This window comes from Pseudoalteromonas phenolica, from assembly GCF_005886345.1.
Classification (GTDB): domain Bacteria; phylum Pseudomonadota; class Gammaproteobacteria; order Enterobacterales; family Alteromonadaceae; genus Pseudoalteromonas; species Pseudoalteromonas phenolica_A.
Genome location: NZ_PNEC01000062.1, coordinates 1 through 26,056, shown reverse-complemented (window position 1 = coordinate 26,056; position 26,056 = coordinate 1). Strand labels below are relative to the sequence as shown.

Genomic DNA, 26,056 nt, shown 5'->3' with positions numbered 1-26,056 from the left:
ATTTTATTTGCGCTAATCACCATCTATTTGCTTCACAGAGAAACTAATTGGGTAAATTTTTACCACTTTTACTTGGTGCTTAATGCGACTAACTCGATAACGAGCGACTAAAAACCCCAACACCCCACCCATAAGCGCAAACAAAATCTGTAACGGTTCAGATAAATTTAACAACAGCGCGCCAATAAACATCATCGTAAATGCGCCCATTAACGGTGCCATATAGACCCACGCGCCATGATTTACTAGCTGGCTATCATCAAGAGAGAGTTTTATTTTTTGACCTACTTTAACAGGCTCACTTAGGTCAATGGGAAAGAGTTTCTTATGTGTACCAAAAAGACGGCTAAATATTTGTGAGCCACATTTACCATTACACCCTTCACAGGCTGGTTTTGGTTCGGCTTGAAGATAAGCAGTCGTGCCGCGAATTTTCGCGACACTTAAGGTTTGTTCTATCATAGAGCTCGTTTTACAGACTCGGCAATGCTCTTCGCTGTTTGCGGTGGAATTTTACCTACCACAGATACATCAAAAGCACCTGAGTTGTGAACATAAACAGTTGTTGCGCCTGATGATAACGCGCCACTCGGTCTTTTACCAGCCAGCGGTCTTTGCACAAACACTGAAAACTCAACTAACCCGTCTGAAAATAAATAATAGTCTGCTAACTCATTATTAAGGTCTAATTTGTGTCTATCGGCTTTTAATAGTGTAAAACCATCAGGTAACCATTCTATTTGCCAATTGGAGTTGTTTAAGGTCGGCGGCGTATTATTTTCCAATTTACGCGCTTCTGGAAAACTCTTACTTAGCAACTCTAACAATTGCTCACCGGGCTCGGGTGATACGCTGATATGCGTCAACTGAAGTTGCTCAAGTAATTCTCCTGCTTGATTGACATAAGCAGCTTTTAAGAGCAGCGATGAATCTGTATCAATCCAAAGCCAATAGTTGTATTTGTTACTGTCTTTTGACTCTAATCGTACTAATTGAGCTGGACGTCCTGCAATTCTGCCCTTTCCGCCTAAGACAAAATCGTAACCTTTATTCAAAACTGAGATATCTTTAAAAAGGACTTCTGGAATTGGCCCTGTTATAGAGTTTGTTTGAATTGAATATGGTGCTGATTGTGGTTCAAAGTAAGTCACTTTATTATCTACTCTGACAATTTCAAGCCCAGCACCATTCAGTAAACTTAGTAATTCAAGCTCTTGCCCATTGTGAAGCCCATGTAACCAACGATATGGTTCCATCCCTTTTTCTTTCATTACTACAAAAGAAGCGTCAAAGTTTCTTTGATGCACAGCTGTAGCCATGTTTTGAAGAAGTTGCTTAGCCGATGGTGACTCAGAAGCTTGAACCACCAATGTAAAACTAAAGATAATAAAAAATATGAACTGCTTCATTAATTAGGGTCTTTACTCTCTTGTTCTTGCTCAGACTTCACTTCATGAAGTGCTTGAGCCATTCTTGATTGACGCTGATGCTCTAAGACTAATGCACCAATACGTTGTTGTTGAAGCGCTCTTACGCCTTGTTGAGCACTTTGTAAAGCTGTGCCTTCCGATGAAAAACTAACAGGTGCTACGCCACCAGCAACTGGTATTGATTGTAATACTGGTAGGTCGTCAGACACAACCGGTGATTGTTGCATGGTATTTACACCCAATACAGCCACTAAAGCAACACTTGCAGCTATCGCAATTTGAGAAAAAGGCTTTTTCCAATTACTGATACTTACCACATTTGAATTTTTAGGGTTAGTTTTTGCTTCTTCAATACCTTTAACATCATGACAAGGCTCGTCAGCCAAAGCTGCTGTAATGCTAGCCGTAATATCAATCGTAATATCACCGCCTGCTTTTGCTCTCATAGCATCGCCAATCATTGCATAGCGCGAAAACTTTTCGTCATCCAACTGACTTAAGGTAGCGTCAGTTAAAGCAAATTCACCGTCAAAAATCTCAGATGTAGATGTTTGTTTATTTTCAGCTTTATTAGCTTGGGTCATATTTAAGACTCACTAACTATTGGGTTTAAATTATTATCAATTGCTTCTCGAGCTCTAAAGATGCGTGAACGTACCGTCCCTACAGGACAATCCATAATAACCGCAATCTCTTCATAGCTCATACCCTCAATCTCTCTTAGGGTGATGGCAGTTTTCAAGTCATCTGGCAAACCATCAATGGTTTTATAAATAACCGCTTTAACTTCATCACTCAGCAATAAATTCTCTGGTGATGCATTTGAACGAAGAGAATCTGCGTTGTCGTAGAGTTCAGCTTCTTCAGCATCAATATCGTTGGCTGGCGGTTTACGACCTTGAGCCACCAAATAATTTTTTGAACAATTAACCGCTATTCGATACAGCCAAGTGTAAAAAGCACTCTCACCTCTAAAGTTAGGCAATGCACGATATGCTTTTATGAATGCCTCTTGAGCCACATCTGCAATATCACTCTGATTTGATACATATCGAGAGATAAGACCTGCGATCCTGTTTTGATACTTGGCAACTAAGAGGTTGAAGGCGTTTTTATCTCCTTGCTGTACCCGCTTAACCAATGCTAAATCCAATTCCTGCTCGCTCATTCGAGCCGGTACTCCTCTTTTTGTAATTGTAACTAAATGTGAGTTGCCATAATTCACAGCAATTGAGACACACTAATAAATAAAAAGTTCTGTTTTTTTGAAATTTTTTTTAAAATATCATTCAAACGCCTAAAAAGAGCTTTTTATACAAAGTCTATTTTGGCTTTACTTTCGTACTTTTACGATCATAGTACACTGAGTAGGTGTACATCACATAGAAAAAACGAAGATTCAAATATGAAACAAATCAATAACCATGATACCGACGTAGTTGTCATTGGTAGTGGTGCTGCCGGACTGAGCCTTGCTCTCTCACTTGCTGAACATTGTAACGTTACAGTCATCAGTAAAGGTTCCTTAAAAGAAGGTTCAACACTGTATGCACAAGGCGGCATTGCGGCAGTTTTTGATAAAAAGAATGATAGTATTGAATCACATGTTGAAGATACCCTTGCTGCAGGTGGTGGCTTATGTGATAGAGAAACAGTGCATTATACTGCAAGTAACGCTAAAGTCTGTTTAAAATGGTTAATTGAGCAAGGCGTACCGTTTGATATGGAGTTTGATAGCAAAGGCAAAGAGCGTTATCACTTAACCCGAGAAGGGGGCCATAGCCATAGGCGAATTTTGCACGCAGCAGATGCAACAGGCAAAGCTGTGCAAACAACCTTAGTTAGCCAAGTTCAAGCCCACAAAAATATAAAACTGCTAGAAAATTATAATGCTATTGACTTAGTAAAAGACATTCAGAATTCTACACAACCTATTAAAGGGGTTTATGCGTATAACCGCAGTAAAGATTCAGTTGAAACCATTTCAGCAAAGTTTGTCGCACTAGCTACCGGTGGAGCAAGTAAAGTCTATCTTTATACTTCAAACCCTGATGTCTCTAGTGGCGATGGTATCGCAATGGCTTGGCGCGCTGGTTGTCGTGTTGCTAACATGGAGTTTAATCAATTTCATCCAACCAGCCTTTATCATCCTGAATTACAAAACTTCTTGATCACTGAAGCAATGCGTGGTGAGGGAGCATATTTGAGACGCCCTGACGGCACACGCTTTATGCCAGATTTTGATGAGCGAGAAGAATTAGCGCCTCGTGATATTGTAGCCAGAGCAATAGACTTTGAAATGAAACGTTTGGGTGCCAATTGTGTATATCTCGACATTTCACACAAAGATAAAGATTTTATCATTGAGCACTTCCCAACAATTTATGCAAAGTGTTTGAGTGTAGGGTTAGACATCACGAAAGAACCAATACCTGTAGTACCTGCTGCACACTATACCTGTGGTGGCGTGATGACAGACTTTAACGGGAAAACTGATCTACAGAACTTATATGCCATCGGTGAAGTGGCATATACTGGCTTACATGGTGCAAACCGTATGGCGAGTAATTCTTTACTTGAATGTATTGTTTTTGCACATGCTGCAGCGAAAGACATTTTATCTAAACTTGAAAATGCAGAGAATTCAGCAACAATTTCTCAATGGGATGAAAGCCAAGTAGGCAATTCAGACGAAGAAGTCGTGATCACCCATAACTGGCACGAACTGAGGCTATTTATGTGGGATTATGTCGGCATAGTTCGTTCAACAAAACGATTAGAACGTGCATTGCGACGTGTTGAGCTGTTACAACAAGAGATCCAAGAATATTATGCCAACTTCAGGGTTAGTAATAACTTGTTAGAACTTAGAAACCTTGTACAAGTTGCTGAGTTAATTATTCGTAGTGCGTTAGAACGTAAAGAGAGTCGTGGCTTGCACTACACACTCGACTATCCTGAACAGAGTGATAACCCAACACCCACTGTTTTAAAACCATAAAAAAATCTGTTCTCGCTCTTCAACACCAATCCTCTAAATGTTCGGGTCACTTTGAGGATTGGTATGTTTTTTATTCAAAGCGAATCGACACAATCTTCGCCAATCCTTTTCGCTCATCGAAGAAGCCAAAAATTGTATGGTTTCTGATTTTTCTTGGCTGATTCTGATTTTTAAAGATAAGACAGAAAACTGCAGCCGTGCTGAATTAAGATTCCCAGTCACCACCTTTTCACTATGTACTTCAATATAGTTATCTGCACAGTCAAGTAACAGCGTTCCACTAAGTGGCGTCGTATTTTGGGTAATTTTATAAAAAAGTAAAAACGCTAAAACTGTAGCGATGCTAATAAACAAGAAAGAAAACAGATGTGCAGAAACGAGAAAGGTAGCAAAGCTTAAAACCGACAAGAACAGTGCTATGACCCTGAAGTCTTGCCGGTTATCTGCAAATATAATTTTATACTTTGACGCGGCCAAGTATAAACTGAACCATTTTGTTTAGCTCTGGATCAGGGCACTTTTCATGACCCATAAACCAAGCAAATAAATCAGGATCTTCTACTTCGAGTAATCGTTGAAAAATTAGTTTGTCAGGTTCAGGCAACTCATCAAAAGCTTCATCAACAAACGGTCCAAGCAGTACATCTAGTTCTAGCATTCCCCTTCTACAGGCCCATTTTAGTCGTGATTTTGGAAAAAGCTGAGTCATCTATAACCTCAAAGTAATTAGAATAATCTAGAGTGGTGAGTATATAAAATCAGGTAACACATTAAAATGCTACACAGCCGAAAAGTTGATATTAAGCAATGTATATCAGTAATTTTAAAGTAACTCGATTGGTAATTTGAGTTTTATGCTGATGCCCTCCCCTAATGTAGAGTTACACTTGATTTCCCCTTTTAAAAGCTGCGTTATCAGGTTATAAACTATATGCATACCCAAACCACATCCGCCTTGATTCCGCTTAGTAGTTACAAAAGGGTCAAAAACTGTTTTAAGTATTTCAGCACTCATTCCCTTGCCATTTTCGTCATAACACAGATGCCAAAACTCTTTGTCTTGGTAAATAGATACTTTAATATTGCCGGTCTCAACGCCTTCAAAGCCATGGATCATCGAATTGTTTAATAAATTAGTCATTACTTGATATATTGCGCCAGGATATGTGTGTAATTCAAAATCTTCGCCTTCTATATCTATCTCTAGTTGCTTTCCTTTTGTTAAGGGGGCCAATGAATCAAATACCTCTTTTAGATAAGATTTTATAAAGATGTTTCTTGCTTGTTCACTCGATTGGTCAACAGCAACTTGCTTGAAATTACTAATTAAGCTTTGCGCCCTATCTAAGTTTCTTAAAATCAGTGCATAGCCTTGGTTTTGTTCATTGATTGCATTATCTAAATCTTGCTGTCTAAGTGACTTATTTTCGAGCTTATGCTCTATCGCAGCCAAACTTTCTTGGTTGTATGTAAGGGCAGTCAATGCAACACCTAAAGGCGTATTTATTTCGTGAGCGACCCCAGCAACCAAGCCACCCAGTGAAGCCATTTTTTCACTTTCAATCAGCTCTTGCTGAGTATGCTGTAATTCCATCATAGCTTGCTCGAGTTTTTGATTCTTTTTATATAACTCATCGGTACGCATTGCGACATTGATTTCTAACTGTTCGTTTAGCTTTTGTAATGCTTCTTGATTTTTCTTTAATTCCGCAATATCTTTTAAAGCTCCAGCAATTCTTGTTGCTTTACCGTTACTATCTCGTTTAACGACTTTTCCTCTATCAAGCACCCAGGCCCATTGCCCAGATAAATCTTTTACCCTAATAGCAATTTCATAACTATCTGAACGGCCCTCTACACAGTCGAGTAGCTTTTCTTCTATCAGAATGCAATCCTTTGGATGCACAAACTGATCGAAATCATTAATTGTCATAACCGTATTTGCATCGCCATAATCCACTTTACTAGACACTGTATGACGATAAATCTGATTACTGTTTATATGCCAATCCCAAAGTTCATCACCGCTGGCCCACAATGACCACTCTAAACGCTGCCGAAGTTCAGACATTTTTTGGTTGTCTCGTACTACTTTTTTGAATCTAAGTTGTCGAGCATAGATGACTGATACGATTAAAGTAAGTAAAAAGAAAATATAAAAGCTTTTCGAGCTTGTATTCCACCACCACGGTGCTGAAATATTAATGGCAAAAGAATGTATAGGAGATGCAACATTAAATCGATTAATTGTATAAGCTTCAATAATATATTCACCAGGTTTGAGCTTTAACAAACTCACCTGACGAACACCACTTGCAAGCTTTAACCATTGTTCGCTAAGTCCTTTCACACGATAGTAAAATTGTGTCTGCTCAGCACCATAATCTAGACTAGAATAGTTAAGCGATATGATGTCTTGATTGTGCGCGAGTTTTAACCCATCCGATAATTCTGGAGCCATTGATAATACAGAGTTATCAGCAGGTTCTAGCGATTCTCCTAATAGTTCAATTTCGCTAATGAGCAAAGGCCTTGCCGAATTATCAATATCTAATTTTTGAGGATAAAATTGATTAAAACCTTTAGCTCCTCCCATAAAGAGTCGGCCATCAGGTGCGAGCCAAGCAGCATTATAGTTAAACTCATTATCTTGAATGCCATCTGTAGGGGAGAAATTATGAATATTAAAATTACTGATATCTATGCGACTCAAACCACCACTGGTGCCAGCCCAAATATGACCAATACCATCAAAAATTAATCCCCATATAGCCGTATTATTCAATCCTTCTACCTGAGTAAAAGTCTTAAAAATACTGAAATCATTTAATATTAAATTTATACCTTGCTCGCTCGCTGCCCAAACTCTGCCATATGCATCTTCAACCAGCATAAAAACTAGGTTAGAAAGCAAACCATCCGAGGTATCAATTTGCTGTAATTCGTCATCTTTGAAACGAAATAAGCCATTGCCTATACTGCCGAACCACAATTCACCTTTGACAACTAACATAGAAGAGACATGCGAAGGGGCATCTTGTGTGTCTGCAAAATAAGGCATCAATTTGTCTGTGTTTTCATTATAAAACATCACCCCCATAGTTCTTGAAGAAAGTAATAAAATATCGTCAAACAAAATAATGTCATTAAAGCTCAACTCTGGTCCATTTCCAAAGTCAGGCTTAAAATGTGTTAATTTTTCGTCTTTAAATGAAAAACGAAATACTCCATTACCACGCGTCGAAACCCATAAAGAATCATTATGCATTAGCAATTTCGTGACAAAACTTCCTTGAATTTGATTAAGAGGCTTATAAATAAAATGAGATTCAATAAAGCCTTCACCATTAAAAGTAAACAACCCCGAAGACGTTGCAATCCATACCCTATCCTGTTTATCAATCGCAAAACTTCTCGTATCTGGTGTAGAAAGCGGTGAATCCGGATAGTTGTCTGTACTGACATGACCAAATGATTCACTTAATTGACTAAAAAAATGTAAGCCCCTTGTTTCTGTGCCAATCCATAACCCCTTATTTTTATCTCTCATTACTGACAAGATGTTGTTATCTTGTAAGCCATTTGCTTGTTGTCGTTTGTACCAATGATTTAGTAAATTACCGCTAAATTGGAATAGATAAACACCATTGTTAGTTGCAAGTAAAATTTCATCATTTGAAATATTTAAATTGTTTAAAGTAATGTTAGGGACTTCGGCAAATGTTTTAGACCACAATATACGATCATAAAGTAAGTCATACACTAACAGCTCTTCTGATTTTGTGATCAAAATAGCTCTCTGCTCTCGAACTTTAAGCATTTTAAACTCACCTTCGAGTAACAGTTTAATTTCGTGTTTATCATCACGTTTTGTTAACCCTTGGTCGGTAAGATAAAAAATGTTTGACTGAGTGATAATTGGTGAGCGTATAAAGTTGCCTTTAAGCCCAGTGCTTGTTACTGATAAATTGCTTTTCTCTACTTGATAAGTTTCACCGTTGGCTGTTGAAACTAAAACAAACGCACCTTGACATGCTAAGTGATGTACCCTGTCAGAATTAATGGCTTTGTAATCATTTGCTAAGAATGAAGTGAACTGACCATTTTGTGTATTATATCGACTCAGACCTGTATGTGTTCCAATCCACACATCTTGACCATTAATACAAATATCGTTGACGAAGCCGCCAGAGAGACTATTTCTATCTTGCTGTTTTGGTTGAAACTGCTTGAACTCATGGCCATCAAATCTATTTAGACCTGCTTGCGTGCCAACCCAAATATAACCAAACTGATCTTGAGCTAGCGCTGTAATAGAGCTTTGCGTAAGGCCGGCACTATAATCGTAAGACCGCATAATCTGCGCCGTATCGGTAAACTGAGGCACAGCCAGTACCAATTGACTAGAAAAAAGCAGAAATAAAAAAGATAGAATTGTCGCTCTCATACCCTGCCATCAAACACACCAAAGTGTTTTAAATATAGCAAAGCAATTAAAACTCACTAAAAAATAAACAAGTTTTTAGAGTTCAAAGTCGCTCTTTGTGCCGTCAGCGTGTAATAGGTAGTAGCCTGCGAGTTTATTGTTTTCAAGCTTTATAAGGCTAATTGCAGCGTGAGATAGGAGATAAGGTGATCGCAAGTGCTCAGAACGGCATAGGTGCTTGGTCACTTTCATTTGCCAGCGCTTGGTAAAAAAGTTGAGCGGACTCCATCTCGCATATAAAAATGAGTCTAAGTGGTCAAAACACTTCAACAGGGTTTTAGGGAACTCATTTTTAATCCCTGATGCAGTTAATTGCCAAATACGGTTATCGTGTTGACCAAAGCGTGCTTGCACAGAAAAACAAAACGAATAATGTACGTCACCAGACAAAATAATGGTCTCTATCGGCGTGTCACTACGTCTAAAAATGTCCATTAGTTTTCTTGCCGCGCCTTCATGGGCCATCCAGTTTTCAACATCCACCACCAAAGGATGCCCACAGGCGTTGAAAATGGCTTGCACCGCTTCAATGGCTTTTACCCCAAATACTGGCGCAGGAGACACTATAATTGTTTCTTTTTGATGCTGAAGTTGAGTTTGAAGAAACATCAGCATTTCCCAGTCCATTAAGCCACTGGGCTCATTAAAGTCTTGCTCATTGCGCCAACGGTGGGTTCTTGTATCTAATACAACCAGCTTCGGCGTTGTTTCAAGGCAGTAATGCCAGTTATCGAACTGATGAAGGTGCATATCAAACTTTGTCAGATCCCATTCTCTTGACTTTAAGCTGGAGCTGAAATGGGTTAACAGCGTTTTAGACACTGAACCTGCGTCATTACCCAGCCCTTGGAAGAGCCAATAAGAGAGCAAGCCATTGCTGATAATGCGTTGACTGGCAGGGTTAGACGAAATGTTTTGTTCCCATTGAGCGGTTAAATTCCAATCGTCGGTAACATCATGATCGTCAAACATCATTAAAGTTGAGATGTTAGCAAATAACCTTGCTACCTTTGGTAAACTCTTTACAAACCCCTTAAGGCTATTTTTTTGTAATTCATATAACTCAGTTTGTTTGGCGTTGGCAGTTTTGAAATGTGCTTTTTCAAAATCAAATAACTGCCAGCATGCTTCACTATGCGCCAATAAGTAATAAGCAACAAACTCTTCAAGATAAATGAGGTGATTCACCGCATGGCTGCTGGTGAAGTGTGGATCATCTTTGCGAAGCCAATATCCTAAACTGCGCTTTGAACGATCTTGCCATGGTGTTTTTGGTAAGTACGGCGTTCTTGCAAATAATTGCTCTGATAAATTATCAGGCAAAGTTATATACTCAGTCCGTGCTTCTTTGTATAAACCGAGTTGCTCGATGACTGTGTAAATAGCCTGAAGCATTGGCCCAGCCACATCATCGGCATAGATTTGATCGCCAGAAAGCAGTAATAAGGTTGGTGTTGTTGTTTGATTGAGTCTCGCCTGAGAAAGCGTTTCATCTGCACTCGCCAACGAATCTTCAACAGGATAATGCGGATTGCGACAAGAGCCGTGTAATACCTGCTTTAAAACATTTGGGATCACAAACTTAGGCGTATCTGCATCAGGGTAACAATAAGCTGATAAATCCGTTTTAATCTCATCGAGATACAACGTATAGCCTATTGCTGTATCGGCAATAAGCTCACCACTTGTTGGTTTTACATTCACTATGTAGAAAAAACAATGCTTACCCAGTGGTATTTCGAGTACTTCGTTTTCAACCTCAGTGCCCGTAAACTCAAAACGCACAGCCCGAGGCATTGAGGTAACAAGTTGCAAACACACATTATTAATTTCCGCCCGACGAACCATCGGGCCAAGTAAAAGTTCAGGAAGATGTGTGTTTACAACTGACATGACGATTATTTGCGCTTGGCTAAGCTAAATAAATCATAGAAGTTGTTTGTTGTTGCCGTTGCGAGCTCTTTATATGTGATGCCTTTTAAGTCAGCAATATAATAAGCAACATCTTGCACATAAGCTGGCTGATTGGTTTTGCCACGATAAGGTACTGGTGCAAGGTAAGGTGAATCAGTCTCTATGAGCAATCTATCTAGTGGAATTTGTTTCACCACTTCTTTTAATTCAACCGCGTTTTTAAATGTCACAATACCTGAGATTGAAATATAAAAACCCAAATTAAGAGCTTGCTTTGCCATTGACCAATCTTCAGTAAAACAATGCAAAACACCACCGCACTTATCGGCACCATGGGCTTTCATCAATTCGATGGTATCAGTCCTGGCATCTCTAGTATGAATAATCAGTGGCTTTTGTAGTTCATTGGCCACTTCAATGTGTCCAACAAAACTCTCTTGTTGCACTGAATGCGTATCTTTTGAGTAATAATAATCTAGGCCCGTTTCGCCAATCGCAACCACTTTATCGTGTTGAGCCAATGACAATAACTGACTTTTATCGAGAGCTTGATCTTGGTTTAAAGGGTGCACACCACATGAGACTGAAATATCATCAAATACTTGTACTTTTTCAAGCATACTCGGAAATTGATCAAGTGTGACGCTCACACATAAAAAGTGCTCGACTTGCTTTTGTCTTGCTGCATCTAATGCTTCTGGGAGTGATAAACCAAGTTTATCGAAATCTAATCTATCTAAATGGCAGTGCGAATCTACAATCATAACTACTCTTACATGGTGTAGGTGGGTTTTTCTGAATTAAGTGCTGTCCCCAGCAACTTAATGATTTTATCGTTGACGGTTTCATTGCCCTCAGAAAAGCCAACGCCCACGCCAGGTGGATTTGAATTTTGTGCGCCTTGCGGTGTTATCCATACTACTTTACCTTCAATTACATCTTCTTCTAATGCATCTGGCAAAGTCACGCGAAGCGATAAAGGCTGCCCCATATCAAAACGAGAGTTAGTTTTAACAAACAAGCCGCCGTGCTTTAATGCGGGCATATAACAACGATATAACTCGTCAAAATCTTCAAAATCTAGAAGTAAAATTTGCATAGTGCTCCCCTACTGCAAAGCCTGTTTTAGCGCTGTAAATAACTTAAGCAAGGCTAATTGTAAATTCAAGCCTGGGATCTGTTGATGATCCTTTATAAAGTCAGCCAAAGCCTGTTGTGCGAATGTAATCTTTGAGAAGTCAGCACCATCGTATAAAGCTTGCTTTATTCGCCCTTGAACAAAGCGCCCCATTTCATTGACCAATTCTGGCGATTTTATCAATAATTCAACACATTGCGACACATCCGCCGCATGATTTAGTGTGTCAATACTATGGAATAATTGGTTAATTTGTTCAACTTGACCCGTTTCAAACCAATGCTCAATTTTTAAAGGCTGCGATATAAACAAGTTAATCCATGGCTGTTCAGAAAAATCACCTAATTGCTGCGTCAACCAAGCCCTAACTTGCTGCTCGGATTGAACCGCTATATCGCTCTTTGCACAGCGACTCACAATCGTCGCTGGCAATTGCGCGACATCATCACAAGTTAAAATTAAAAAGCGTTTTGCGTTTGGCTCTTCAAGGGTCTTTAGCAGCGCATTGGCCGCTGAATGCGTCATTTTATGTGCTTGGTGAACTATAACCACTTTGTTGCCACCTTGCTGCGCTGAATGATAGATGAAATCGGCGATTGCTCTTATTTCATCGACACCTATGGTCGCCCCCTCAGAGCCGACAAGCAGTTTATCAGGGTGAGTTTGTGCTGCAATTAAGGCGCAGCTTTTACACTGACCACATGCCAAAAGCTCTGAAGTATTTTCACACAGAATGGCATCAGCTAGCCCCTGTGCTAATGCTAACTTGCCTACTCCTTGCAACCCTGCAAGTAACTGAGCATGATGAAAGCGACCCGCTTTAAAGCTCGTATTGAACTGTTGCCAAGGGCGCTCTAGCCAAGGCATCATCACAAACTAACCTGCTGATAAAAGTTTTCTAGTGCCGCCAGAATGTCAGCGTGCACTCTATCCATCGATTGCTCGGCGTTTATGACCACGCAGTTTTCATCAGATTCTGCTAATGCTAAATAACGTGCGCGAGTTTTTTCGAAAAACTCAATCGCCTCTAACTCAATTCTGTCTAATTCTCCGCGCCCACGCGCGCGTGTTAAACCAACCTCTGGTGAAATGTCCAAATATAAAGTCAGATCGGGTTTTAAACCTTGTAACACAATATCAGAAAGACTATTCAATGTTGCTTGGGTTAAGCCTCTGCCACCACCTTGGTATGCTTGTGAAGACATGTCATGTCTGTCACCCAGTACCCACTTGTTGGCAGCAAGATTTGGTCTGATCACATTATGAATTAACTGCGCGCGTGCAGCATACATAATAAGAAGCTCAGTTTCACCTGCCACCTCTTCTTCATACTGGCTTTTAACGAGCGTTCGAAGTGCTTCAGCCATTGGCGTGCCACCCGGCTCACGGGTGTTAATAAAGTCAATTTGCTTGTCTGCTAGAAACTGCTGGCAAATTTGCATTGCTGTTGATTTACCAGCCCCTTCAAGACCTTCAATCACAATAAATTTAGCTGTCATTACTTCTCTTTAAAATATACTGTCTTACGGCCTTATTATGATCCGTTAAGTTTTTAGAAAACTGATGCTGGCCATTGCCTTTGGCAACAAAATAATAGTAATCAGTTGTATCAGGTTGAGTCGCCGCTATGATGGCCTCTTTTGAAGGCATGGCAATGGGTGTTGGCGGCAAACCATTTATTCTGTATGTGTTATAAGGCGTATGCTCTTTTAAATCTTTGCGTTTAATATCGCCATCAAATCGTTCTCCCAATCCGTAAATTACAGTAGGATCAGTTTGCAAACGCATTTTCTTATTGAGTCGATTAATAAACACTGAAGCGATTTTTTTGCGCTCTCCAGCATAACCCGTTTCTTTCTCAATGATCGATGCCAATACTAGCGCCTCATAAGCATTTTTCAGCGGCAAATTAGCCACTCGATTTTCCCACACTTGCGCGAGTTCTGTTTTCATTGCCTCATGTGCCCGAGTAATTATTGACAATGCGCTATTGTTTGCATGATAAAAATAAGTTTCAGGTAGTAACCAGCCTTCCGCATAGTTAATCACTCCTAATTGCTCTGAAAGCTTTGCCTCGTCAATATCGTAATCGATAAAATCAGCCGATTTGAGCTTATTGAGGACCATTTTTAAAGTGTCACCTTCAATAACAGTAAAACTAAACTGTTTTTGCTGACCTTGGTGAATTTTGTCAATGGCCTCTAACACGGTTAAATTTTGTAGCTCATATAAGCCTGGTTTTAGCGAGGTGTTCGCAGGATATAACTTGGCATATACTTGTAGTGCAAAACACGAATCAATATTACCTTTCGCTAACCACCCATTACAAAGTCGATGAACACCCGTACCACGTTTAACTTCAAACAGTTCAGGGATGTTTGTCAGTTGTAACTGCTTGAATTGTGTGATTTGCTGTTGAATGAATACTGCAGCAAATAACATCAAAAGCACAAAGGCTGCGGTTATCTCCTTAAGCATGTAAGGAACTCATTAAACTCTGTTGGACGATTAAAGCAGCTTCAAGCTCAAACTGTTTCGCATCTAATTGAATAATTGGCACTAACTCCATCAAACTATTACAAGTAAACATCGCGTCCATGTCAGTCCAAAAACCGATGCTCTCTTCAACTTCAGTAATGGTATTTAATTGCTGCAATGCACTAAGGTAAACACCTTTTATTCCTGCTTTTGACAATTTAGGCGTAAATAACTCACCATTATTAAAACCAATTAAATTTCCTGCTGATGTTTCAATCACTTGATTATGAATGTCTAACACTATCACATCATGGCTATCAGTAAACTGCTTGGCATCTTGTTTTATCATTACTTGTTCAAGTCTATTTAACGTTTTTAAACCAGCCAACAATGGCTGATGACCTAATTTTACGTTTGAAGTACTTACTTTGATCCCTTGAGCCTGCCAATCAGCATAATGTGTAGGAAAAGGAAGGACGGAAACAATAACATTGAGGCTTGGCTCGTCAGGTGCTTGGTAACCACGCCCTCCTTCACCTCTAGTGATAACCACTTTTAATACGGCTAATTCATGACCTATAGCATGCTTTTCACACTCGAATTGCAACTGTTGCCAATCAATTTTTGGAAAATATAACACTTTGGCACATGATTGCAGGCGTGTGAGATGTAAATCCCAGTGTTCGACTTTGCCTGATTTAATGGCTGCAGTGGTAAAAAAGCCATCGCCATATTGAAAGCCGCGGTCTTGAGGTGTGATTGTGGTTGTTATTTTTAAGCTCATTTTAATCACAAAAAAGCCCGGCATCGCCAGGCTTTCTTTAGTAGTTTGTGGCCGTATTTAAGGATTATACCTTTTTAAATAGCAACGAGCCATTGGTTCCACCAAAACCAAATGAGTTACATAAAGCGTACTCAAGTTTTGCGTCACGACCGGTGTGAGCAATATAATCTAGATCACACCCTTCATCTGGGTTATCTAGGTTAATGGTCGGTGATACTTTTTGATCGTGTAACGATAGCGCTGTGATAATTGACTCAACAGAGCCTGCAGCGCCAAGAAGGTGACCCATCATTGATTTAGATGAACCAACCATCACTTTATCAGCAGCAGCACCGAAGATAGACTTAACCGCTTGCGTTTCAGCTTTGTCGCCCGCATGCGTTGAAGTACCATGTGCGTTGATATAGCCCACTTCTTCTGCGTTTACACCAGCGTCTTTAAGAGCATTTTCCATCGCAAGTGCCGCACCTGAACCATCCTCAGGTGGTGACGTCATGTGGAATGCATCGCCACTCATACCAAAGCCAACTAGCTCAGCATAAATTTTTGCTCCGCGTGCTTTTGCGTGTTCGTACTCTTCAAGTACCATCACGCCCGCACCATCTGCTAATACAAAACCATCACGGTCTTTATCCCAAGGACGAGAAGCAGCTTGTGGATCGTCATTACGTGTTGAAAGTGCACGTGCTGCACTGAAACCACCCATACCAATTGGCGTAGATGCTTTTTCCGCACCGCCTGCAACCATCGCATCTGCATCACCATAAGCAATCATGCGCGCAGCATGGCCGATGTTATGCAAACCAGTTGTACAAGCAGTTACGATTGAAATATTTGGACCTCTCAAGCCATGCATGATAGACAAGTGACCAGAGATCATATTGATAATTGTCGAAGGCACATAAAACGGTGACAACTTACGTGGGCCACTATTGAGTAGTTTTACATGGTTTTCTTCGATTAAAGTTAAACCACCGATACCTGAACCTACAGCTACACCTACACGTGGTGCATTTTCGTCAGTGATTTCAATACCAGAGTCTTTTAAAGCTTGAACCCCTGCTGCTACACCATATTGGATAAACAAGTCCATTTTTTTGGCTTCTTTCTTAGGCATGTACTCAGTGACTTCAAAGTCATTGATCAGACCTGCGAATTTAGTTCCAAAATTTGTGGTATCAAAGTGCGTGATGTTAGAAATGCCACTTTGGCCTTCTAGTAAGCCTTGCCAGGTTGATGCAACATCATTACCTAGCGGCGTCAACATACCTAAGCCAGTTACTACGACTCGACGTTTAGCCACGGTTTCCTCCAAAAGGGATTGATTATTTTTATGAGGGGGTAGAAAAGACTAAGGGCAGCGAATGCTGCCCCAAGTGATACGTTTGATTACTCAGCGTGAGCAGTAACGTAGTCGATCGCTGCTTGAACAGTAGTGATTTTCTCTGCTTCTTCGTCAGGGATCTCAGTGTCGAATTCTTCTTCTAGAGCCATTACTAGCTCAACAGTGTCTAAAGAGTCAGCACCTAAGTCGTCTACGAAAGACGCTTCGTTTTTAACTTCTTCTTCTTTAACACCTAGTTGCTCAACAATGATTTTCGTTACGCGTTCTTGGATATCGCTCATTCTTCTTTCCTTTATTAAAACGCATTTGCGTTATTTTCAGATTGCGGCGTAGTGTACGGCGCATAATTCTGTGTTTCAAGGATTTGCTCAGATATTTTGATCTGGTCAAACCTGTTATAAATTAATTTATACTTTTATCGCTTATTTTAATAGCAATTTCAAGTAAGATTGCAGCAAGATCATAAAAAATTAATTGAATGTTTTTTATGATCTACAGCAATTAAACCATGTACATCGCACCATTTACGTGCAAAGTTTCACCTGATACGTACGCAGCCGCATCAGACGCTAAATAACATACAGCAGCTGCGATTTCTTCCGGCTGACCCAAACGACCTGCAGGCACGTTAGCAAGTGTTGCTGCTTTTTGTTCGTCAGTTAGCTCGTCAGTCATGTCGGTTTGAATGAAACCTGGAGCAACAACGTTCACTGTAATACCACGAGAAGCCACTTCACGCGCTAGAGACTTAGAAAAACCAATTACACCCGCTTTTGCAGCAGCATAGTTTGCTTGACCTGCATTACCCATTGTGCCCACAACAGAACCAATGTTAATGATACGCCCAGCTTTTTTCTTCATCATAGGACGAAGAACCGCTTTAGAAAGACGGTAGATAGAGCTTAGGTTGGTATCAATGATATCGTTCCACTCATCGTCTTTCATACGCATAAGTAGGTTATCACGTGTGATACCTGCGTTGTTAACAAGCACGTCAATATCACCAAAATCAGCTTTAATTGCCGCTAACGTTGCTGTGATTGAATCAGCATCCGTCACGTTTAGCGCGTAACCTTTACCGTTTTCGCCTAAATATTCACTAATTCTTTCAGCGCCAGATTCACTCGTCGCAGTACCCGCAACAATCGCACCTTGTGAAACTAGTGCATTAGCAACAGATTTACCGATACCACGGCTTGCACCTGTTACTAAAACAATTTTACCTTCTAATGAAAATAGATTGCTCATTCTTTATCTCTTCTTATTTAGCAGATTCAATTGCTGCTGCATCGTTCACAGATGCACATGCAATTGACTTATCAATACGTTTAACTAGGCCACTCAGTACTTTACCAGGGCCGAATTCATAACTTTGTGTAATTCCAAGCTTTGCAAGTTCTTGAACTGTTTCAGTCCAACGAACAGGGCTGTAAAGCTGACGTACTAGCGCATCTTTAATCGCTGCTGCTTCTGTTTCACTGGCAACATCAACGTTGTTTATCACGCTTGATTTCGGTGTATTGAATGCAAGAGCTTCTAAATCAGCAGCCAGTTTTTCTGCTGCAGGCTTCATTAGTTCACAGTGAGAAGGCACGCTTACAGCCAGTGGAAGTGCGCGTTTTGCGCCCGCTTCTTTACAAGCCTCAGACGCTTTTTCTACCGCTTCTTTGTGGCCCGCAATAACAACTTGACCAGGAGAGTTGTAGTTAACAGGTGCAACCACATGCTCACCCGAAAGCTCAGCACAAATTGCTTGGATATTGTCATCATCAAGACCGATAATAGCAGCCATTGAACCTACGCCTGCTGGTACCGCTTCTTGCATGTAAAGACCACGGTTCTCAACCAATTTTACTGCTTCAGCAAGGCTTACTACACCTGCACACACCAAAGCTGAGTACTCACCTAAGCTGTGACCAGCAAGAACAGTCTCAACTTCTGCATTGTTTGATAACCATTCACGGTAAACTGCAACGCTCGCAGTTAGTAGTGCTGGTTGTGTACGATGAGTTTGATTTAGTTCTTCAGCTGGGCCGTTAACAACAAGACTTGCTAAGTCATAACCAAGCGCTTGTGATGCTTCTGCAAATGTTGCTTTTACAATTTCTGATGATTCAAGTAACTCTGCAAGCATACCAACTGCTTGTGAGCCTTGACCTGGGAATAAAAGTGCAATTTTCTGTGACATATAATGCTCTTTATAATAATAGTTATGCCACCCTCACCCCAAGTCAGTGATTTTCGAGGGACGATGGCGAGTGTTCTTCATCTAACGCAATTTGTTCGAAGGTCGCTTCTATTTTTTCAGGAACCTGTTTTTCAACTTCTCTGATAGCTTCTTCGATTGCAGCAAGAAACGCCTTGTTCGAAGCATTTCCGTGACTTTTCACAACAATACCACGCAATCCTACCAGACTTGCACCGTTATACTGGTCGGGGTTCACCCTTCTATAGAGTTTTTTTATGATTGGACTGAGTAATACAGCTAATAATCGGTAGAAAAAACGTTTTTTCAACGCTTTTGTAAACTTATGCATAATAAGTTTAGCAATACCTTCACATGTTTTTAGAGCGACATTACCCACAAAGCCCTCACATACCACAACATCGGCCTTACCAGAAAACATATCACTGCCTTCACAAAAACCTGTGTAGTTGATATGAGGCGTTGCCTTCATCATGTTTGCGGCTTCTTTAATTGTGTCATTGCCTTTAATGTCTTCAGAGCCAATGTTAAGCAAACAAACTTTTGGTCTATCTCCTTTACATGTCTCACCGGCAACAATGCTGCCCATAATACCAAATTGAAACAATGTCTGTGCATCACAATGCACATTAGCACCAAGATCCAGTAAATAGACAGGTTGTTTTTTTTCTGTAGGTACAGCAGAAATGAGTGCCGGTCGTTTGATGCCAGGAAGCATTTTTAACACAAAGTGCGCAATCAGTAACAGTGCGCCAGTATTGCCTGAACTAACACAAGCTTGAGCTTGTTTGTTTTTTACTAAATCTAAAGCGACACGCATTGAGGAGTCTTTCTTGTTTCGAAGTGCTTGCGCAGGTTCGCAATTATTAGAAACAACTTCACTACAGTGCTTAATGATCAATCTAGGGTGTGTGTCTGCTTTATGTTTTCTTAAAGCATCAGAAATGCAATTTTCATCGCCACAAAGGAGCAATGTAAGGTTGGGATATTTATATACCGCAGAAATTGCGGCAGGAATAGATGAACGGGGGCCGTAATCGCCCCCCATCATATCTAACGCAATGGTTAGATGAGTCAGCATAAAAGCAATCTCTTATTTAGAAATTACTTTTTCGCCTTTGTAGTAACCATCAGCAGTCACGTGGTGACGAAGATGAGTCTCACCAGAAACCTGATCTACAGTTAGAGCTGGTCCACTGATTGCGTCGTGTGAACGGCGCATGCCACGTCTTGCGCGAGACTTTTTGCTTTTTTGTACAGCCATTAGCCTTCTCCTAAGAATCTTTCTTAAGTTGTTTTAAAATTTCAAATGGATTTGGTTTGCTCTCTGTTGCAACTACTTCACCAAAGCTCGCAGGCTCTTCGGAATAAGCGCAAGATGCTTCGTCATGTGTTGGTACTATAGGAATCGCTAAAATAAGCTCGTCTTCTATAAGTTGACGAAGATTTATTTCACCTTCTTCATCCAGTTCAACCACATCGTAGCAATCAGGAAGATGGTCCGACTCATCACCCGATTTAACCGGTGAATAAGCAAAGTCATGTTCCAAATCCAACCCTAAATCTCCATTACAACGCTGACAAATAACGGTCAGATGTGCACGGAAAGAACCGCGAATTACAACCAACCCTTGTTCATCATTACTGCAATGAATTTCTACCGCTATTTCACCAGTTTGATCTTGCACAACTTGCTCTAAACGAGAAAGTTCTTCGAGCTGAACAACGCCGTCATAATTGAGTCTGCGTTGAGCTGCTCTGCAAGGATCAAGAGTGATGGGAATTTTCACCTTTTGCATAGGGGCTGCATCATATAGATAGTTAATGTTTTAGTCAAAATAAAAATCAAAGTTTCCTTTGTTTTTCGCTCTATTGCGCCCTATTCTAGCGCTATTGGTATTTTGACAACTAAGTGTTTATGAAAACTCCTCTTATTTTAGCGTCAAGCTCGCCATTTAGGCAGCAAATTTTAAAAAAATTAAACCTTCCTTTCTCATCGTTTTCACCTGATGTTGATGAAAGTCATTTATACGATGAGTCGCCTGACGAATTAGTGGCAAGGTTAAGTGTGTTAAAAGCAAAAGCAAGCAATGACAAATTCAAAGAAGGTTTAGTGATTGGTTCAGACCAAGTAGCTGTTCACGAAGGAAAAATCCTTGGTAAACCCCATACAAAAGAAAATGCCATCAAACAGCTGCAAAGTTTTAGTGGTAATAAAGTGAAGTTTTTAACTGGATTGTGCCTATACGATATAGCAACCGGCCGACATGAAGTCATTGTTGAACCGTTCAACGTTCATTTTAAGAAGTTAACTCTCGCACAAATCGAGGCATATTGTGATGCTGAAACGCCCTATCAATGTGCTGGCAGCTTTAAAAGCGAAGGTTTGGGGATTTGTTTGTTTGAAAAATTAGAAGGCAGCGATCCAAATTCATTGATTGGGCTGCCATTAATTAGATTAACCGAGTTATTAGCTCGCTTTGACGTCGATGTGTTGCTCAGCCAACAGAAAAGTATGTAATTCAGTTAGGCTGTCTAGTACTGTCAGCGCTTGCGTTTTTTCAAGCGCTGCCCGAGTTGCTGCGCCATGGGTCAATCCAACCGCTGCAATACCCGCTTGCTTGGCCATTTCGATATCTAATAATGAATCACCAATCATAATGGCATCTTCAGCAGCCACACCTGTCATTGCTAGAACTTGATTTAACATATCAGGATTTGGCTTAGACTGCGCTTCATCAGCTGTTTTAGTGGTAACAAAGTATTCTTCTGTCGATGTTTCAGCCATTAAGCGGTTTAACCCTGTACGAGACTTACCTGTCGCAACAGCCAGTTGCACTTGACTTTCAGCTAAAGCATTTAATAACTCATTTGCACCTGTAAATAACGGCGTCGGTGTATTGTCACCCTCTTTATAAACCTTTTTATAAGCTTGAGCTAACGCTTCCCACTTCTCTTCATCGTTTGGAAACAGCTTTGCAACTGCGGTAAGCAGAGATAAGCCGATAATAGATTTGGCAGCATCATCAGTCGGAATCGCAGCACCACATTGCTTGGCAGCAAGCTTTAAAACATTGACGATTTTTGGCACTGAATCCATTAAAGTGCCATCCCAATCAAAAATAACAAGTTTGTACTGCATTACTTGGCTCTTAATGTTTTTAAGGCATTATTTAATGCCTTATCTAGCGGTGCCTCAACATGCATGGTTGTTTCATGTTTCGGATGCAAAAAGCGAAGATCATGGGCGTGTAAGAATAAACGGCTAAGTCCCATTTCTCTCATACGGCTATCGAAAACTTGGTCGCCATACTTATCATCACAAGCAATAGGATGGCCTTTACATTGAGTGTGAACACGAATTTGGTGAGTTCGACCTGTCACTGGCGATGCTTGTACCAACGTGCAACCCGCAAATCGCTCAAGTACTCTGAAGCGAGTATGAGATGCTTTTCCCTGCTCTTCATCTACTCGAACAACACGTTCGCCAGACTGTAGGGTATTTTTGCGAAGTGGCTCGGTAACATTTTTAATTTTCGCTGCCCACTCACCCACTACTAATGCCCAATAGTTTTTCTCCATGGTTTTTTCACGGAGCTGCTCGTGGAGTCCTTTTAATATAGAACGTTTTTTTGAAATTAGAAGACAACCTGATGTATCTCTATCTAAACGATGCACCAGCTCTAGGTTTTTCTCTTGGGGCCTTAAAACGCGTAACGCTTCAATTAAGCCATAACTCAAGCCACTGCCACCATGCACAGCCATGCCTGAAGGCTTATTGATCACAATGAGATATTGATCTTCAAATAAGATTGCATCTTCTAGAGCTGATATTTTATCTAGATTTTTTGGTACAAACTCTTCGCGCTCAGCCACTTTAATAGGTGGAATACGAATTAAGTCGTCGATTTGCAATTTGTAAACTGGCTTAACGCGCTTCTTATTAACTCTTACCTCTCCCTTGCGAAGAATTTTATAAATTGCACTCTTAGGCACCCCCTTCAAATGGGTCACTAAGAAGTTATCAATTCTCTGACCTTGCTGATCTTCAGTTACGGTTACAAAGCTGACTTTTAAAGGAGATTTTTCTGACATTGCCTAATCACTGATTTGAGTAATAATTTAGTTGCTATCACGACGTTATTAATGGGATAATCGACGCGCAATTTTTTTGCGAAACTGCTTTTTATCGCAAAGACAATAATCGTGATGCACATCATGGGTGACGATCATACAGATAGCAGCTTGGATTTCCAAAGCTTTTGTCACCCGAATAACACGTGCCTTTAGCTCACTTCGATGCGCGTAACAGATCGCTGTGAAGGCTAAGCATGATTAAAAAAGAAAGCAAAAATAGAAATAAATGTCTGATTGCGTAAGTAAAAGCCAAAAACGAGATAAAACTTATTCACTAAGAAGCGCCCTTACCGTGCGAATAAACTGGTAGTGATAACCGTCACCGTGTGCTTAAAAAAAATAAGTTGTAAGAACATTCCATTGACCCCAGTCGTGAGACTGCATCATTAAATATGGGGCACTCGTCAGGTCCACGCTTTGCACATCAGACTCGACTTAATTTGAAAGTAGAGTTAACAATATGAAACGTATGCTGATCAATGCTACGCAGCAAGAAGAAATGCGCGTCGCACTGGTTGACGGTCAGAAATTATATGACTTAGATATCGAAAGTCCTGGCCACGAACAGAAAAAAGCCAATATTTACAAAGGTAAAATCACTCGAATCGAACCATCTCTAGAAGCTGCATTTGTTGATTACGGTGCTGAGAGACACGGTTTCCTTCCTCTTAAAGAAATCGCTAAAACTTACTTCCCAGAAGGTTACACATTTAATGGCCGCCCTAACATCAAAGATGTGATAAAAGAAGGCCAAGAAGTTATCGTTCAGGTAGATAAAGAAGAGCGTGGCCAAAAAGGGGCTGCTTTAACAACATTCATCAGTGTTGCAGGTAGTTACTTAGTTCTAATGCCGAATAACCCTCGAGCAGGTGGTATTTCTCGCCGTATTGAAGGTGACGAGCGAATTCAACTAAAAGAAGCGCTAAGCCGTTTGGATTTACCAAAAGGCATGGGACTTATTGTTCGTACAGCGGGTGTTGGTAAATCATTCGAAGAACTAGAGTACGATTTAAAAGCACTGCTTGTTCATTGGGATGCAATCCAACAAGCTGCTGACAGTGACAAAGCACCATTCTTAATTCATCAAGAAAGTAATGTAATTTTCAGAGCGATTCGTGATTATTTACGTCGCGACATTGGTGAAATTTTAATTGATAAAGCACGTGTTTTTGAAGAAGCTAAAGCACATATCGAGCGCTTCCGCCCTGACTTCATCAACCGCGTTAAACTTTATCAAAACGACGTGCCACTATTCACGCATTACCAAATCGAAAGCCAAATTGAATCTGCTTTCCAACGTGAAGTGCGCTTACCTTCTGGTGGTTCAATTGTCATTGACCCAACAGAAGCACTAACATCAATTGACATCAACTCTTCAAAGGCGACCAAAGGTGGCGACATTGAAGAAACCGCGTTAAATACTAACCTCGAAGCGGCTGATGAGATTGCACGCCAATTACGTTTGCGTGATTTAGGTGGTCTAATTGTTATCGATTTCATCGATATGACTCCACCACGTCATCAACGTGAAGTTGAAAACCGTCTAAAAGATGCTGTACGTCCGGACCGAGCGCGCGTTCAAATTGGAAAAATTTCACGCTTTGGTTTACTTGAGATGTCACGTCAACGTCTTCGCCCTTCATTAGGTGAAGCAAGCCAGCATTCATGCCCGCGTTGTAGTGGCCAAGGTACAATTCGCTCAAACGAATCTATCGCCCTTTCTATCTTACGTTTAATCGAAGAAGAAGCGATTAAAGAGAATACTGCACAAGTCAATGCGCAAGTGCCTGTAGCTGTTGCAGCTTATCTTCTAAATGAAAAGCGCAAGTCTGTTCATCGTATCGAGAAACGTCATAACTGTAATGTATTCATCATTCCAAACCAGCATTTAGAAACACCTCACTATGAAGTGGTTCGTTTGCGCAAGGATGAAACACCAGAGACGGCAAGTTACGAACAAATTGTTACACCTGAACCTGAAGTAATCGAAGTTGCTGTAAACACAACTCCTAAAGAAGAGCCGGTACTTAAAGGTGTAGTTATGCCTTCTGCACCAGCGCCTGCACCTCAACCTGCAACAGTTGCTCCTAAAGCAGAAGAGGTTAAGTCCGAAGGGTTATTAACGCGCTTAAGCAATTGGTTAAAAGGTCTGTTTTCATCAGAGGAAGAACCAGAGAAGAAAGAAACAGAGAACAAAAACCAAGAACGTAAACCGCGTCGCAATAATGATAATCGTCGTCGCAATCAGCAGAAGCGTCGCAATCACAAAAAACGTGATGATGCCCAAGCTAAAGACAATTCTGAAAGCAAAGACCAGAGTGAGAAGAAAGAAGGTCAGGAGAATCGCAATAAGCGCCGTCGTCAAAACACGCGTCGTCGTCCTGACAATCGCACTAATAAAGAAGCTGATGAAAAGCAACAAACTAATACCGAAGAGACTGCAAATGCTGAAGTTCGCGTAAAACCGAGACGTCAACGTCGCAACCTTCGCAAAAAAGTACGTATTGCTGATCAAGAAGCGACTATTGAAAATCAAGATAGTAACAATACAGCTGTAGGCTCTGAGTCTGAAAATACGAGTGTTTCTCAAGAGCAAACCCAAGTTAAAGCTCAGGCTGAGGAAAAAGCTGCACGTTCTGAAACAAAGCGAGCTGAGAAGCCTAAAAAAGCAGCTCAAGCAGAAGATAAACCTATAGAGGCTGTTTCTACAGAAGCAACTCCGGAAACTGAAGTGATAACTGAATCTGTCGAGCAAGCTGAAGAAGCACCTAGAACACGTTCTCGTCGCTCTCCTCGCCACCTTCGTGCAGCCGGTCAGCGTAGAAGAAAGCCTGAATCTGCAGAAAAAGAGCAAGAGCCTGCATTCATCCCTGTAGCAGATCAAGCTGCAGCAGAATACGAAGCAGAGCTTAAAGCTAAGCAGGTAACAGAAGAGGTTGTTGAAGCGCCTGAAACAGAAAACACTGTTGAAGTAGCTGAAGCACCTAAAGCAGAAGAAACTGTTGAAGTAGCTGAAGCACCTAAAGCAGAAGAAACTGTTGAAGTAGCTGAAGCACCTAAAGCAGAAGACACTGTTGAAGTAGTTGAAGCACCTAAAGCAGAAGAAACTGTTGAAGTAGGTGAGGGTCCTAGGGGTG

The 26,056-nt window shown here is 40.7% G+C and carries 26 protein-coding genes; 3 read left to right on the top strand and 23 right to left on the bottom strand.

Features of this window, described 5'->3' with window-relative positions; translation table 11 throughout:
- Positions 1-12 precede the first annotated feature (12 nt).
- Genes CWB72_RS18600 through rpoE form a run of 4 tightly spaced genes read right to left on the bottom strand, consistent with a single transcriptional unit; the run spans position 13 to position 2,598 of the window.
- Entirely contained in the window at positions 13-462 is a 450-nt protein-coding gene (locus tag CWB72_RS18600) for a SoxR reducing system RseC family protein (RefSeq protein ID WP_138634533.1), read from the bottom strand.
- Positions 459-1,409, bottom strand: a complete 951-nt coding sequence (locus CWB72_RS18595) for a MucB/RseB C-terminal domain-containing protein (RefSeq protein ID WP_138634530.1) — start codon at positions 1,407-1,409, stop codon at positions 459-461. The genes CWB72_RS18600 and CWB72_RS18595 overlap by 4 nt, the downstream gene beginning before the upstream one ends.
- Complete coding sequence (locus tag CWB72_RS18590) at positions 1,409-2,014, bottom strand: sigma-E factor negative regulatory protein (protein WP_130255852.1); 606 nt, start codon at positions 2,012-2,014, stop codon at positions 1,409-1,411. Before CWB72_RS18590 ends, CWB72_RS18595 begins: the two co-directional genes overlap by 1 nt.
- Positions 2,015-2,016: 2 nt before the next feature.
- Positions 2,017-2,598 carry an RNA polymerase sigma factor RpoE gene (gene rpoE, locus CWB72_RS18585; protein ID WP_130255851.1) on the bottom strand — a complete coding sequence of 194 codons (582 nt, stop codon included), beginning with the start codon at positions 2,596-2,598 and terminating at the stop codon, positions 2,017-2,019.
- Between the two features lie 237 nt (positions 2,599-2,835).
- Between rpoE and nadB the strand changes: the two genes are divergently transcribed.
- Positions 2,836-4,431, top strand: a complete 1,596-nt coding sequence (gene nadB / locus CWB72_RS18580; RefSeq protein WP_130255850.1) for an L-aspartate oxidase — start codon at positions 2,836-2,838, stop codon at positions 4,429-4,431.
- A gap of 33 nt (positions 4,432-4,464) precedes the next feature.
- On the opposite strand, the gene CWB72_RS18575 is transcribed toward nadB, so the two are convergent.
- From CWB72_RS18575 to yceD, 17 genes are all read right to left on the bottom strand, one after another.
- Positions 4,465-4,839 carry a hypothetical protein gene (locus CWB72_RS18575; RefSeq protein WP_138634527.1) on the bottom strand — a complete coding sequence of 125 codons (375 nt, stop codon included), beginning with the start codon at positions 4,837-4,839 and terminating at the stop codon, positions 4,465-4,467.
- Between the two features lie 49 nt (positions 4,840-4,888).
- On the bottom strand, positions 4,889-5,140 hold the full coding sequence (locus tag CWB72_RS18570; protein WP_130255848.1) for a succinate dehydrogenase assembly factor 2: 252 nt from the start codon (positions 5,138-5,140) through the stop codon (positions 4,889-4,891).
- A 114-nt stretch (positions 5,141-5,254) separates the two neighbouring features.
- Positions 5,255-8,878, bottom strand: a complete 3,624-nt coding sequence (locus tag CWB72_RS18565; protein WP_138634516.1) for a sensor histidine kinase — start codon at positions 8,876-8,878, stop codon at positions 5,255-5,257.
- A gap of 75 nt (positions 8,879-8,953) precedes the next feature.
- On the bottom strand, positions 8,954-10,810 hold the full coding sequence (locus tag CWB72_RS18560; RefSeq protein ID WP_138634513.1) for a metallophosphatase: 1,857 nt from the start codon (positions 10,808-10,810) through the stop codon (positions 8,954-8,956).
- A 5-nt stretch (positions 10,811-10,815) separates the two neighbouring features.
- Positions 10,816-11,595, bottom strand: coding sequence for a TatD family hydrolase (locus CWB72_RS18555; RefSeq protein ID WP_138568888.1), 780 nt, complete (start codon positions 11,593-11,595; stop codon positions 10,816-10,818).
- An 8-nt stretch (positions 11,596-11,603) separates the two neighbouring features.
- A complete protein-coding gene (locus tag CWB72_RS18550) occupies positions 11,604-11,930 on the bottom strand; it encodes a PilZ domain-containing protein (RefSeq protein WP_138568887.1) in 327 nt (108 codons plus the stop codon).
- 9 nt (positions 11,931-11,939) lie between these two features.
- Positions 11,940-12,839 (bottom strand): DNA polymerase III subunit delta', encoded by a 900-nt coding sequence (gene holB, locus CWB72_RS18545; RefSeq protein ID WP_252371595.1) that lies wholly within the window; start codon positions 12,837-12,839, stop codon positions 11,940-11,942.
- On the bottom strand, positions 12,839-13,468 hold the full coding sequence (tmk, locus tag CWB72_RS18540; RefSeq protein WP_138634507.1) for a dTMP kinase: 630 nt from the start codon (positions 13,466-13,468) through the stop codon (positions 12,839-12,841). The genes holB and tmk overlap by 1 nt, the downstream gene beginning before the upstream one ends.
- Complete coding sequence (mltG, locus tag CWB72_RS18535; RefSeq protein ID WP_138634504.1) at positions 13,458-14,447, bottom strand: endolytic transglycosylase MltG; 990 nt, start codon at positions 14,445-14,447, stop codon at positions 13,458-13,460. The genes tmk and mltG overlap by 11 nt, the downstream gene beginning before the upstream one ends.
- Positions 14,440-15,231, bottom strand: coding sequence for an aminodeoxychorismate lyase (gene pabC / locus CWB72_RS18530; RefSeq protein WP_171037359.1), 792 nt, complete (start codon positions 15,229-15,231; stop codon positions 14,440-14,442). Before pabC ends, mltG begins: the two co-directional genes overlap by 8 nt.
- Before the next feature lie 64 nt (positions 15,232-15,295).
- Positions 15,296-16,534: a beta-ketoacyl-ACP synthase II gene (fabF, locus tag CWB72_RS18525; protein WP_130255840.1), complete on the bottom strand. Its 1,239-nt coding sequence runs from the start codon at positions 16,532-16,534 to the stop codon at positions 15,296-15,298.
- 86 nt (positions 16,535-16,620) lie between these two features.
- Positions 16,621-16,857, bottom strand: coding sequence for an acyl carrier protein (gene acpP, locus CWB72_RS18520; RefSeq protein ID WP_058030130.1), 237 nt, complete (start codon positions 16,855-16,857; stop codon positions 16,621-16,623).
- A 220-nt stretch (positions 16,858-17,077) separates the two neighbouring features.
- On the bottom strand, positions 17,078-17,824 hold the full coding sequence (fabG, locus tag CWB72_RS18515; RefSeq protein WP_130255839.1) for a 3-oxoacyl-ACP reductase FabG: 747 nt from the start codon (positions 17,822-17,824) through the stop codon (positions 17,078-17,080).
- Positions 17,825-17,837: 13 nt separating this feature from the next.
- Positions 17,838-18,764: an ACP S-malonyltransferase gene (gene fabD, locus CWB72_RS18510; protein ID WP_130255838.1), complete on the bottom strand. Its 927-nt coding sequence runs from the start codon at positions 18,762-18,764 to the stop codon at positions 17,838-17,840.
- Positions 18,765-18,807: 43 nt separating this feature from the next.
- Positions 18,808-19,863, bottom strand: a complete 1,056-nt coding sequence (plsX, locus tag CWB72_RS18505) for a phosphate acyltransferase PlsX (RefSeq protein ID WP_138568879.1) — start codon at positions 19,861-19,863, stop codon at positions 18,808-18,810.
- 12 nt (positions 19,864-19,875) lie between these two features.
- Complete coding sequence (gene rpmF, locus CWB72_RS18500) at positions 19,876-20,046, bottom strand: 50S ribosomal protein L32 (RefSeq protein ID WP_058030134.1); 171 nt, start codon at positions 20,044-20,046, stop codon at positions 19,876-19,878.
- A 10-nt stretch (positions 20,047-20,056) separates the two neighbouring features.
- Positions 20,057-20,581: a 23S rRNA accumulation protein YceD gene (yceD, locus tag CWB72_RS18495; RefSeq protein WP_138634497.1), complete on the bottom strand. Its 525-nt coding sequence runs from the start codon at positions 20,579-20,581 to the stop codon at positions 20,057-20,059.
- A gap of 119 nt (positions 20,582-20,700) precedes the next feature.
- Between yceD and CWB72_RS18490 the strand changes: the two genes are divergently transcribed.
- Positions 20,701-21,303, top strand: coding sequence for a Maf family protein (locus CWB72_RS18490; protein ID WP_138634494.1), 603 nt, complete (start codon positions 20,701-20,703; stop codon positions 21,301-21,303).
- Here the strand turns inward: CWB72_RS18490 and CWB72_RS18485 are convergent.
- Both CWB72_RS18485 and rluC read right to left on the bottom strand, forming a co-directional pair.
- Positions 21,253-21,924 (bottom strand): HAD-IA family hydrolase, encoded by a 672-nt coding sequence (locus tag CWB72_RS18485; RefSeq protein ID WP_138634491.1) that lies wholly within the window; start codon positions 21,922-21,924, stop codon positions 21,253-21,255. The genes CWB72_RS18490 and CWB72_RS18485 overlap by 51 nt on opposite strands.
- On the bottom strand, positions 21,924-22,877 hold the full coding sequence (rluC, locus tag CWB72_RS18480) for a 23S rRNA pseudouridine(955/2504/2580) synthase RluC (RefSeq protein ID WP_138634488.1): 954 nt from the start codon (positions 22,875-22,877) through the stop codon (positions 21,924-21,926). The genes CWB72_RS18485 and rluC overlap by 1 nt, the downstream gene beginning before the upstream one ends.
- 502 nt (positions 22,878-23,379) lie before the next feature.
- On the opposite strand from rluC, the gene rne reads away from it, so the two are divergent.
- Positions 23,380-26,056 (top strand): ribonuclease E (gene rne, locus CWB72_RS18475; RefSeq protein ID WP_138634485.1); only part of this gene is annotated, 2,677 nt, incomplete at its 3' end.